This window comes from Williamsia sp. Y721 (assembly GCF_059683565.1).
Map to the genome: position 1 here is coordinate 1,437,909 of NZ_JCASNH010000001.1, position 11,896 is coordinate 1,449,804.

10 protein-coding genes are annotated in these 11,896 nt (G+C 66.1%); 5 read left to right on the top strand and 5 right to left on the bottom strand.

The features are described from left to right. Positions 1-2: 2 nt before the first annotated feature. Both sucB and AC56PL_RS06395 read right to left on the bottom strand, forming a co-directional pair. Entirely contained in the window at positions 3-1,745 is a 1,743-nt protein-coding gene (gene sucB / locus AC56PL_RS06390; protein WP_497153573.1) for a 2-oxoglutarate dehydrogenase, E2 component, dihydrolipoamide succinyltransferase, read from the bottom strand. Positions 1,746-1,879: 134 nt separating this feature from the next. Beyond that, positions 1,880-3,394 (bottom strand): leucyl aminopeptidase, encoded by a 1,515-nt coding sequence (locus AC56PL_RS06395; RefSeq protein WP_497153281.1) that lies wholly within the window; start codon positions 3,392-3,394, stop codon positions 1,880-1,882. Positions 3,395-3,486: 92 nt separating this feature from the next. Here AC56PL_RS06395 and gcvT point away from each other — a divergent pair, with 92 nt between their 5' ends. After that, the gene (gcvT, locus tag AC56PL_RS06400; RefSeq protein WP_497153282.1) at positions 3,487-4,605 is read left to right on the top strand and encodes a glycine cleavage system aminomethyltransferase GcvT; all 1,119 of its coding nucleotides are present in this window, start codon (positions 3,487-3,489) and stop codon (positions 4,603-4,605) included. 113 nt (positions 4,606-4,718) lie between these two features. Beyond that, a complete protein-coding gene (locus AC56PL_RS06405; protein WP_495515512.1) occupies positions 4,719-5,819 on the top strand; it encodes a branched-chain amino acid aminotransferase in 1,101 nt (366 codons plus the stop codon). A 5-nt stretch (positions 5,820-5,824) separates the two neighbouring features. Here AC56PL_RS06405 and AC56PL_RS06410 read toward each other — a convergent pair whose 3' ends face one another. Genes AC56PL_RS06410 through AC56PL_RS06420 form a run of 3 tightly spaced genes read right to left on the bottom strand, consistent with a single transcriptional unit; the run spans position 5,825 to position 9,025 of the window. After that, on the bottom strand, positions 5,825-6,589 hold the full coding sequence (locus tag AC56PL_RS06410) for an adenosylcobinamide-GDP ribazoletransferase (RefSeq protein WP_497153283.1): 765 nt from the start codon (positions 6,587-6,589) through the stop codon (positions 5,825-5,827). A 6-nt stretch (positions 6,590-6,595) separates the two neighbouring features. Then, positions 6,596-8,344: a nicotinate-nucleotide--dimethylbenzimidazole phosphoribosyltransferase gene (gene cobT / locus AC56PL_RS06415; protein ID WP_497153284.1), complete on the bottom strand. Its 1,749-nt coding sequence runs from the start codon at positions 8,342-8,344 to the stop codon at positions 6,596-6,598. Positions 8,345-8,350: 6 nt separating this feature from the next. Continuing rightward, complete coding sequence (locus AC56PL_RS06420) at positions 8,351-9,025, bottom strand: DUF3043 domain-containing protein (protein ID WP_495515515.1); 675 nt, start codon at positions 9,023-9,025, stop codon at positions 8,351-8,353. A gap of 133 nt (positions 9,026-9,158) precedes the next feature. Between AC56PL_RS06420 and AC56PL_RS06425 the strand changes: the two genes are divergently transcribed. From AC56PL_RS06425 to AC56PL_RS06435, 3 genes are all read left to right on the top strand, one after another. Continuing rightward, positions 9,159-10,214: a glycerate kinase family protein gene (locus tag AC56PL_RS06425; RefSeq protein WP_497153285.1), complete on the top strand. Its 1,056-nt coding sequence runs from the start codon at positions 9,159-9,161 to the stop codon at positions 10,212-10,214. Between the two features lie 137 nt (positions 10,215-10,351). After that, complete coding sequence (locus tag AC56PL_RS06430; RefSeq protein ID WP_482142020.1) at positions 10,352-10,726, top strand: HesB/IscA family protein; 375 nt, start codon at positions 10,352-10,354, stop codon at positions 10,724-10,726. Positions 10,727-10,890: 164 nt separating this feature from the next. Further along, a complete protein-coding gene (locus AC56PL_RS06435) occupies positions 10,891-11,868 on the top strand; it encodes a PfkB family carbohydrate kinase (protein ID WP_495515517.1) in 978 nt (325 codons plus the stop codon). The last annotated feature ends 28 nt before the right edge of the window (positions 11,869-11,896 follow it).

Here is an 11,896-nt window from a genome sequence, read left to right on the forward strand (position 1 = left end):
TCCTACAGTCCCAGATCCGCCTCGAACGCAGCCTCTTCGAGACGATGCTTCACGGTGCTCAGGAAGCGGCCTGCGTCGGCGCCGTCGATGAGGCGGTGATCGTAGGTGAGCGGCAGGAACGACATCGACCGCACCGCGATCGATTCCGAACCGTCTGCACCGGTCATGACCACCGGGCGCTTGACGATGGCACCGGTACCGAGCATGGCCGCCTGCGGCGGAACCAGGATCGGGGTGTCGAAGAGCGCACCCTGGCTACCGATGTTGGTGATGGTGAAGGTGCCACCGGTCAGATCGTCGAGCTTGAGGTTGTTGCTCCGGGCCCGCGCCGCGATATCTGCGATGGCCCGCGCCAGACCGGCGATCGACAGATCGTCGGCGTTGTGGATGACGGGGGAGAGCAGACCCTGCTCGGTGTCGACCGCGATGCCGAGGTGGACCTTGGAGTAGTACGTGATCTCCTTGGCCTCTTCGTTGATCGAGGCGTTGACGTTCGGATGCGCCTTGAGCGCCTCGACCACTGCCTTGGCGATGAATGGCAGGTAGGTCAGGTTGACACCTTCGCTGGCCTTGAAGCCCGCCTTGGCAGCAGCACGCAGCGTGGCGATCTTCGTCATGTCGACCTCGAAGACCTGGGTGAGCTGTGCGCTCTCCTGCAGGGATTCGCGGGTCTTCTTGGCGGTGATCTGACGGATCCGGTTGATCTTCTGCGTGGTGCCGACCAGCTTGGCCAACTCCGGGCTCGGTGTGGCCGGTGCCGACTTTTGCGGTGCCGACTTCGCCTGTGCTGCAGCGGGTTCCGGGGTGGCGGGTGCAGCCGGTGCCTTGGCGGCCTCAGCGGCGGCCAACACGTCCTGCTTGCGGATGCGGCCACCGACGCCGGTGCCCTTGATGGCGCTCAGGTCGACGTTGTTCTCGGCCGCGAGCTTGCGGACGAGCGGGGTCACGTACGGAGTCGACTCCTGCTCGGCTGCTGCCGGCTTGGGCTCTTCCTTCGGCTCGGGCTTCTTTTCTGCGACCGGCTCGGGCTTTGCCTGTGCCTTCGGCTCCGGCTTGGGCTCTTCCTTCGGCTCCGGTGCGGCCTCGGGCTCCGGCTCCGGCTCGGGTTCGGACGGTGCCACGGTCGGCTTCGACTCGGCAGAACCGACCACGGCCAGACGGCCGCCGACCTCGACGACGTCGTCCTCGGAGGCGATGATCTCGAGCAGTGTGCCTGCGACGGGCGACGGGATCTCGGTGTCGACCTTGTCGGTGGAGACCTCGAGCAGTGGCTCGTCGGCCGCGACAGAGTCTCCGACCTCCTTGAGCCAACGGGTGACGGTGCCCTCGGTCACGGACTCGCCCAGTTCGGGCATCGTGATGTCGGTACCTTCGGCGGATCCGGCTGCCGGTGCCGATGCGGCCGGGGTTGCCGACGCTTCGGGTTCGGGTTCGGGCTCGGGTTCTGGCTCGGCTTCTGGCTCCGGTGTGGATTCCTGCGCAGGAGTGCTGTCACCGGCGGACTCGCCGGCGTCGCCGATCTGGGCGAGTTCGCCACCGACCTCGACGACGTCGTCTTCTTGCGCGACGATCTTGATCAGGACGCCGGACGTCGGTGCGGGGATCTCGGTGTCGACCTTGTCGGTCGACACCTCCAGCAACGGTTCGTCGGCCTCGACCGTGTCACCCTCCTGCTTGAGCCACCTGGTGACGGTGCCTTCGGTGACGCTTTCACCCAGGGCTGGCATTTGGACGGAGAAGGCCATCGTTGTCGACTCCTTGATTTCGAGAACCGGTGTGCGGTCTACGGTCTGGGCCTTACCACCAGTGTTGGTGGCAGGCATGGAGGTGGTGATCCGCCGGATGAGGCGAACCGCCGTTCTAAACCCTACCTTTTGCCTCATCCCTCGGCAGCGATGTCCTCCAGTACGGCGAAGATGGTCCGCACTGGTACCCCGGTTCCGCCCTTACCGGTGTAGCCCCACGGGCCGCCGGTGTTGAAAGCCGGACCGGCGATATCGATGTGCACCCACTGCACATCCTTGGCCACGAACTCGCGCAGATAGATACCCGCCGAGAGCATTCCGCCCCAGCGGTGGTTGGTCACGTTGGCCAGATCGGCGACGCGTGAATCGAGATCCGGGCGCAGCTCTTCCGGAAATGGCATCGGCCAACCCGATTCGCCCTCGGCCTGTGAGATGGATGCCACACGGTCGCGGAACTCATCGGTGCCCATAACTCCCGGGGTACGGGTGCCAAGGGCGACCATCTGGGCGCCGGTCAGGGTTGCGGTGTCGATCAGGTAGTCGGGCTCGTCCTCGCAGGCGCGCACGATGGCGTCGGCCAGGATCAACCGACCCTCGGCGTCGGTGTTGATGACCTCGACGGTCTTGCCGCCGTACTGGGTCAGGACGTCACCGGGACGCTGAGCGGTGCTCGAGGGCATGTTCTCGGCCATCGGAACCGTGGCGATGACGTTGACCCCGACATTGAGTTCGGCAGCCAGGATCACGGTGGCGATCACGGCGGCGGCGCCACCCATGTCGGAGGTCATGTTCTCCATGCCCGCGGCCGGCTTGATCGAGATGCCGCCGGTGTCGAAGGTGATGCCCTTGCCGACGAGGGCCACTGTCTTGGCCTTCTTGCCTGCGCTGTGGCTCAGCCGGACCAGGCGCGGCGGACGTGAGCTGCCCTTGCCGACACCGATGATGCCGCCGTACCCGGCCTTGTCCAGGGCGGACTCGTCGAGGATCTCGACCTTGAGTCCGGCAGCCGAACCGAGGGCCTTGGCGCGGTCGGCGAACTCCTCGGGGAACAGATGGCTCGGCGGTGTGTTCACGAAATCGCGCGCGATGGCAACGGCGCGGGCGATGGCCGCAGCGCGATCCAATTCGGTCTCGGTGCTCTTTTCGATGGCAGGCACCAGCAGACGGACCGCTGACAGTGGCGCCTTCTCGGGCGGTGTCGAGCGGAACTCGTCGAACCGGTAGGCGCCGAGGTAGAAACCTTCCGCGGTGGCCGCGAGGTCGGCGGCCGGAAGGCTGGTCACTGCGGTGGCCACGCCCTGCAGGCTGCGCGCGGCCACACCGGCCTGTCGGCGAATGTGTTCGGCATCATCAAGCTTGTCGGGCGCGCCGAGTCCGATTGCCAGCACCGATGTCACTCCCAGGCCTGCCGGTGCGGGGAGCTTGGTCAACTCGCCTGCCGAACCCTTTGCGCCGAGCGCGGCGAGCGCATCGTCGATCGTAGAGGCGGTGGCGTCGTCGAGGAGTCCTTCACCGATGACAAGACTCGGTGCGCCACCGTCTTCATCGGCGGTGGTCAGTCCGATGACCAGGACGTCGTCGTCTTTGCTGATCCCGGTGGCCAGTGACAGTTGCGGACCCAGCTGACGTTTTGCGCTTGACTTGCTCACACTTCACTCCCACTCGTAGCCGTACCTTGTGCTCTGGACCAAGCTTAGTGGTCGCAGCCTGCTTGCTCTCGCGGCGCGATAGCGTTGCGCCCATGAGTGAAGGTGAATTGCTGGCAGGCCCCATCGAGAAACTGCATCGCGGGCTCGGCGCGAGTTTTGCCGAGTTCGGTGGCTGGAACATGCCGGTGTCCTATGCGGGCACCGTTGCCGAACACACCGCGGTCCGCGAGACAGTGGGCATCTTCGATGTGAGTCATCTGGGCAAGGCCTCGGTCACCGGTCCGGGTGCGGCCGAGTTCGTCAACCGTTGCCTGACGAACGACCTGAAGAAGATCAGGCCGGGCAAGGCGCAATACACGTTGTGCGCCAACGACTCCGGTGGCGTGATCGATGACCTCATCGTCTACTGGGTCTCTGACGAAGACGTGTTCCTCGTCCCCAATGCCGCCAACACGGGCGCCGTGGTGGCGGCCCTTCAGGCCGTGGCCCCCGAAGGTGTCGAGGTGGTGGACCGGCATCGCGAATTCGGTGTGTTCGCGGTCCAGGGGCCGCAGTCGCCTGCGGTGCTGGCGGAGCTGGGACTGCCGACGGACATGGAGTACATGTCCTTTGTCGACACCGAAATGGTTGTGGGACAGCAACGTTACCCGGTTCGCGTCTGCCGGACCGGCTACACCGGCGAGATCGGCTTCGAGTTGCTGCCTGCGTGGGACGACAGCGAACCGGTCTTCACTGCGTTGTCGGCCGCGGTCATCGGCGCCGGGGGAGCGCCTGCCGGACTCGGTGCGCGCGACACGTTGCGCACCGAGATGGGCTATCCGCTGCACGGACACGAACTGTCCGTCGACATCAGTCCGGTCCAGGCCCGGTGCGGTTGGGCCGTCGGCTGGAAGAAGCCCGAGTTCTTCGGTCGTGATGCCCTGCTGGCCGAGAAAGAAGCCGGTCCGGTCCGTCGCCTCTGGGGCCTGCGGGCGACCGGACGTGGGGTGCCGCGGGCGGACCTCGCGGTCCTCGACCGGCCCGGTGGAACGCAGATCGGTACCACCACATCCGGGACCTTCTCGCCGACCCTCAAGGTGGGAATCGCGTTGGCACTCATCGATTCGTCCGCGGGGGTCTCCAAAGGTGACACCGTGGTGATCGACGTCCGCGGCAGGGCTCTGGAATGCGAGGTCGTCCTGCCGCCGTTCGTCTCGGCAGGCACAAGCTAGCTTCGGGGTCGCCGTTGGCCGGAATTGTCCGGTCCGACGAGACCGGGCAACGCCGAGGCGATCGGAGTCCCACCGGGGAAAATCCGCGTGAGGTCAGGCGATACGATTGCCGCATGACTTTGGAGTTCGCCCGGACCGAACACCCGCAGCCGACGTCGGCGCAGCGCCGCGCGGAAATCCTGGCTGCACCGGGATTCGGCAAGTACTTCACCGATCACATGGTGACCATCGACCACAGCGCCGAGCAGGGCTGGCACGATGCCAAGGTGGTTCCGTACGGACCGATCCAGCTCGATCCGTCGTCGATGGTCCTGCATTACGCGCAGGAGATCTTCGAAGGACTCAAGGCCTACCGCCAGGCCGACGGCAGCATCTCGTCGTTCCGTCCCGACGCCAACGCCCTGCGCATGCAGCGTTCGGCGCGGCGCCTGGCGATGCCCGAACTGCCGGTCGAGGACTTCATGGACTCGCTGCGTGCGCTCGTGGACGTCGACAACCTCTGGGTCCCGGATGCCGGTGGAGAAGCGGCGCTCTACCTGCGTCCCTTCATGATTGCCACCGAGGCGGGCCTCGGTGTGCGGCCGGCGAACGAGTACCGCTACCTGCTCATCGCCTCGCCCGCCGGTGCATACTTCACGCGCGGTGTGCATCCGGTGAGTGTCTGGCTTTCGACCGAATTCGTGCGCGCTTCGCCCGGCGGTACCGGTGCGGCCAAGTTCGGTGGCAACTACGCCGCCTCGCTACTCGCCCAGGCCCAGGCCGCCGAACAGGGCTGTGATCAGGTGGTCTGGCTCGACGCGATCGAACGCCGGTTCGTCGAAGAGATGGGCGGCATGAACCTGTTCTTCGTCTTCGGCTCCGGCGCCGACGCCAAACTCGTCACCCCTGAGCTGTCCGGGTCGCTGCTGCCGGGTATCACCCGTGAATCACTGTTGCAGCTGGCCGCAGACGCCGGCTTCGACGTCGTCGAACGCAAGATCAGCGTCGAAGAACTGCGCAAGGGTGTTGCCTCGGGCGAGATCACCGAGGTCTTCGCCTGCGGTACCGCCGCCGTCATCACGCCGGTGGGTCACGTGAAGGGCGACGTCGACGACTACACCATCGGCGACGGCCAGCCCGGCGAGGTCACCATGGCGTTGCGCGACACGCTCACCGGCATCCAGCGCGGCACCTTCGCCGACATCCATGGATGGATGGCCAAACTCCACGGCTGAGGGTCTCAGACGACCAGCAGCCCGCAGATGGCGATCAGCGCACTCAATTCAATGAGTGCACCGAGGACATCGCCGTTGATGCCGGCGAATCGGCGGGCACAGTGGAAGCTGAACCACCAGGCGAATACGACAACCACCATCGCGGTGAACACACCCGGAAGCGGCAGCTCGGTGTCGACGGCATAGCCGGCGGCGATTGCTCCGAGCGCCCAGAAGACGATGGTCAGCCGTTGCGTTCCGGCGGTCAGCGCTCCGAACTTGGATTCGTCGGTGGCGGACAGACTCACCCGGCAGCCGATGACCGGTGCCACCCGGCTGACAAAAAGCACAAAAACGATTGCAGCCCAATCATTCTGCTGAATCAGGGCGCCATAACCTGCCGCCTGCGCGCCCAGCACGACAACCAGTGTGGCCGCGCCGAAGGGCCCGGCACTGCCACTGTGCATCACCTTGTGCACCCGTTCGGGCGAGCCGAAGCATCCCAATCCGTCTGCGGTGTCCGACAATCCGTCGAGATGCATGCCACGGGTGAGGATTGCGATCGCACCGACGACGAGCAAGCCCGCGAGCAACGATGGCAGCTCCGTCTCGCCGAGGCCGAGAGCTATTGCCGCGGTGACCACTCCGAGGACGGCGCCCACGAGCGGTGTCGAACCGATGACTGCACCACCCAGTGCGCGGTCGAAAGGACCCTTGGGGGTGGGGACCGGCAGGATCGTCAACCACGACAGCGCGGTCTGCGGACCCCGAAATGCGGCTCGTAGGTTCATCGGTGGTCAGGACGCCGTGTCGGGCGCACCACTGACCTGGGCCTCGGCGAACGTGGCCATCGACGCGAGCGTGTTGACGCCCGCCTGCACCAGGGGGAGCGCGGTGAGGGCGCCACTGCCTTCACCGAGACGCATCGACAGATCGAGGAGCGGTTCGAGATCGAGGTGCCGCAACGCGATCTGGTGAGCAGGCTCGGCCGACCGATGTCCGGCCACCCACCATTCCCGGGCGCCGGGCGCCAGATCGTTGGCGACCAGTGCGGCCGCGGTGACCACCAGGCCGTCGAGGATGACCGGCGTCTTGCGCAATGCGGCCTGCGCGAGGAATCCGGCCATCGCAGCGATCTCCGCACCGGAGACGGTACGCAGGAGCTCGAGTGGGATCCGCGCGTGTGGCCGACCTCGTCGCATGCCGTCCCGCACGGCCGCGGTCTTGCGGATCCAGCCGTTGTCGTCGATGCCGGTGCCGCGCCCGACAACCACGACCGGTTCGGTATCAGTGAGCAGGCCGACCAGCACGGTGGCAGGCGTGGTGTTCCCGATGCCCATCTCTCCGGCGATGAGAAGGTCTGCGCCGGAATCGATCTCTTGATCGGCGATGGCGCGGCCCGCCGCGAGCGCGGCGCGGGTCTGTTCGGTGGTCAGCGCATCTTCACGCGTCAGATCGCCGCTGCTACGGCGGACCTTGAAGCGGCTTATCTCCTCCGGTGTCTGCGCATCCACGGCGAGATCCTCGACTCGGACCCGTGCACCGTTCTGCCGTGCCAGCACGTTGATCGCGGCTCCACCGGCACTGATGTTCGCGACCATTTGCGCGGTGACCTCAGGCGGATACGCCGAGACACCGCTCTTGGCGACGCCGTGGTCGCCAGCAAAGACCACCACGGTGGGTTGGGTGATCGGACGAGGCGGGCACAGGCCCTGGCACGATGCCACCCAGATGCCGACTTCCTCGAGACGTCCGAGCGATCCGGCCGGCTTCGTCAGTTCGCCTTGGCGTTCGCGCGCGGCGATCGCGGCATCGCGGTCGGGCGCTGCGACGAAGTCGAACTGTTCCGGTTTCTCGAACTCGGTCAGCGGTACCGGATCCGCAACTGCGGTCGGTTCGTCCACCGTGACCGGGTCTTCGACCGTGGTCGGGGCCGGTACCGAATCGGGTGAGGGGAGCGGCGCCAGGACCGATGCGGCAAGTGGGGATGAAACCGACTCCGGGGCAGCGACATCGGCGACCGCGCCACCGCGCAATTCGAGCGTCTGGCCGGCGACAACCAGCACGACCCGGTCGCAGACCGCGGCCACAGCCGCGTTGATGATGCCCAACTGATCCTGGAAGAGTCGACCGGCCGGCACCGGTGCCACCAGCGACAGGCCGACCTCGGGGCTGATGATCACCAGGTCGCCGGTGTATTCGGCTACTGCCGTGGACAATTCGATCACCATGGCCGACATGTCGAAGGTCTCGTCGTCCCAGCCGCCGACCGAGTCGATGTACCGGCTCAGCCAGCCACCGAGATCGTCGACGAGGGTCGGTGTGTGGGCATCGCGGCGCAATTCGCCCGCCACGTCGCCGGATTCGACCGTCGTCCATCCACTGGGACGGCGGGTGCGGTGGGCTCCGATCCGGCTCTCCCACTGCGGGTCGCCGGTTGCCGGATCCGCGGCCGTGGCCAGGTACCTGACACCGTCGCGGGGCAGCAGGCTCTCACCGAAAGCTGATTTACCCGAGCGTATTCCACCAAGAACCAGGGTTCGCATCACCGATCAGACCGCGTCGCCCGGCTTGACCACGGGCCGCGGTGCGCGCATGAACCGCATCTGCATCGCGCGGCTGAATCCGTACCAGGCGAGTTTGAAACCGCCGTCGGTGGTGTTCGGGAAGCGTTCGCGCACGCGGTTGTTGATGATCCGTCCGAGCATCACGCCGTCGATCACCAGGAAGATGACGAAGACGAGCATGAACAATGTGGCGTAGACCGCGAGGGACGGGATGAACATCACGAGGATCAGCAGGATCGCGAACGGCATGAACAGCCCGGCGAAGTTGCGCCGTGAATCGACGATGTTGCGGGCGTACCGGCGGACCTCACCCTTGTCGCGGGGCATCAGGTAACGCTCGTCGCCGTCCATCATCTTCTCGCGCTGATCGGTGCGGGCCTTACGGCGCGCATCGGACTGCGAACGCTTCTCTTCTTTGGTCAGACTGACCGTCGAACCCTTGAGTTCCTTCTTGCGGGCCCGGGCCTCGGCGCGGGTCGTCGGGGCCGGGGCAACCGGACCACGTCGCTTGCCCTCGGCGTCGCGGCGCTTGGGGGTGGGGCGCCCCTTGCCCTCTGTGTATCTGCGATCGGCCGCAGCTTCTTCTGCCGTCTGCTCGACGGTCGACGTCGTATTGGCCGCGACCTCGGCGTCGTCGTCTTTTTTCCAGGGCAATTTCACCTCTCCAGATTATCCCGACGGCGCGTGCAGTGGCTGCCGGGTCTGGCCACTGCACCGATGGGGCCGACCTCAGTGCTCTGCCGGTGTGTTTCTGCGCACTGCCGCGCGGCAGTCGCCTTCCTATACTTCGTCCATGAAAGCTCTGATCGCCCCGGATTCGTTTGGTGACACCCTGACCGCTGTTGCCGCCGCGGAGACGATCGCCGCGGGATGGGCTCTGTCCCGGCCGGACGACGAGTTGATCCTTGCGCCACAGTCCGATGGTGGGCCCGGGTTCGTGTCGGTGCTGGCCAGCCGGTTCGGTGAGATCCGGGAAGAAACGGTCGCCGGACCCCTGGGTGCACTCGTGTCGGCCCAGTGGCTGCTGCATCGTGACGGCGGGCCCGTCACCGCGTATATCGAATGCGCACAGGCCTGCGGTCTGCATCAGCTCGGTGGCAGGCCGTCGCCGCGCACCGCGGTCGCCGCAGATACATATGGAGTGGGCCAACTCGTGTCGGCCGCGGTCGCGTCCGGCGCCGACACGATCGTGGTCGGGCTCGGTGGTAGCGGCAGCACCGACGGCGGCAAGGGCCTGATCGATGCGCTCGGTGGGCTGGAAGAGGCGTCGCGACTGCTGCGGCCGATCACGCTGGTGGCGGCCTCCGACGTGGAGAATCCGTTGCTCGGTCCGGACGGTGCGGCCGCGATATTCGGCCCGCAGAAGGGCGCTGACCCGGACACCGTCGCAGCGCTCGAGGCGCGCATGACCGAATGGGCGAGCAGGCTCAGTGAACTCGCCGGTCGCGACATCAGCCCGTTGGCCGGTGCCGGCGCCGCCGGGGGATTGGGGGCCGCACTGCTCGCACTCGGCGGAACCCGGATCTCGGGGGCGACGGTGATCGCCGACGCGACCGGACAGGCCGACCTGATCACCACGGTCGACCTGGTCATCACCGGTGAGGGCAAATGCGATGAACAGACGCTCAAAGGCAAGGTCGTCGCGGCGCTGACGGGTGCCGCCCGCGAGCATGGCATCCCGACGATCGTGCTGGCCGGACAACTGGCACTGACCCCCGCGCAGATCGCCGAGGCCGGTATCGCGCGAGGTCATGCCATCGTCGAGGTCGCCGGCTCGGTGCAGCGGGCGATGGACGACGCCCAGAATCAGCTGACCGAACTCGCGCGTAGAGTCGCCGACTCGTGGTGAGCAGCGCTGCAGCGCACCTGGTGTGATACGCAGGAATAGACCGGGCAGGAGTACGGTTGTAGCCGACGGAAGTTCGCATCCGAAACCCGGACCACTGTGGGTTCGCAGGCCGACGCCCCGCACACTGAGGAGATTTCATGACCGCATCGAACGAGACTGCTGTGCAGACCGAGACCGAGGCACCCGCGCACGGTGTGATTATGACCGAAGCCGCGTCGTCCAAGGCGAAGGCTTTGCGTGAGCAGGAAGGCCGCGAAGAGCTGATGCTGCGCATCGCGGTTCAGCCCGGTGGCTGCGCGGGCCTGCGCTACCAGCTGTACTTCGACGACCGCAACCTCGACGGCGACCTCGTTGTCGAGTTCGACGGTGTCGGCCTGGCCGTCGACCGCATGAGTGCCCCGTACGTGATGGGTGCCAGCATCGACTTCGTCGACACGATCGAGAAGCAGGGCTTCACCATCGACAACCCGAATGCAACGGGCAGCTGTGCCTGTGGCGATTCGTTCAACTGACGCCTGACCTCTCACCAGGCTGCTCGACCCGCACATCAACAATCGGGCCGCATCCGAGCTCAGCTCGGGTGCGGCTCTTTTGCTGTCTCCGGGTCCTGCCTGTGTTCACCTGACGAGCAGGTAGCGTTAGGCCATTATTCGCTCAGGAAGAAAGGCATTCCTTCGTGGCCATTGCCATTTGTGGATCGATCGCTACCGACCATCTGATGCGCTTTCAGGGCAAGTTCTCCGAACAGCTCCTGGCAGAACACCTCAGTCATATCTCGTTGAGTTTCCTCGTGGAGGAGTTGGTGATCCGGCGGGGTGGTGTTGCCGGCAACATCGCCTACGCGATGGGCGTCCTCGGTGGCTCGCCGCTGTTGGTCGGGTCGGTCGGCAGTGACTTCGACGACTATCGGAAGTGGCTGGAGGACAACGGAGTCGACACGCGTGGAGTCCGGGTGTCGAAGACCGCGCACACTGCTCGCTTCATGTGCACCACCGACGACGAGATGGCGCAGCTGGCAAGCTTTTACGCCGGCGCGATGAGTGAGTCGCGCGAGATCTCGCTGACCGCACTGGCATCCGATTTCGGTACACCGGAGCTGGTCTTGATCGGTGCCGACGATCCCGAGGGCATGATCGTCCACAGTCGGCAATGCCGCGAACTCGGCATCCCGTTCGCCGCCGATCCCTCGCAGCAGCTCGCCCGTCTGGACGGCGAGCAGGTGCGGGATCTGATCGAAGGCGCCACATACCTGTTCACCAATGAATACGAGTGGGGCCTGCTCCGGCAGAAATCGGGGCTGAGTGAGGCCCAGGTCGCCGGAATGGTCGGAGTCCGCGTCACCACACTTGGTGGTGGGGGAGCGGAGATCGTCGACGCCGACGGCTCGCGCGTGCACGTTCCGGTTGTCCCGGAGACCGCCAAGGTTGACCCGACCGGCGTCGGTGACGCGTTCCGCGCCGGATTCCTGGTCGGCAACGCAGCCGGCCTGAGCCACGAGCGCAGCGCACAGCTGGGCTCGATGGTCGCCGTGTTGGTCCTCGAGACCGTGGGCACCCAGGAATGGGTGTGGGACCGCAAGAGCGCGCTCGAGCGTCTGTCCGGTGCCTATGGCGCCGAGGCTGCTGCCGAGATCGGCGCGATCCTTCCCGCCTGACCGCCCCACCAAACGCTCCGCCTATACG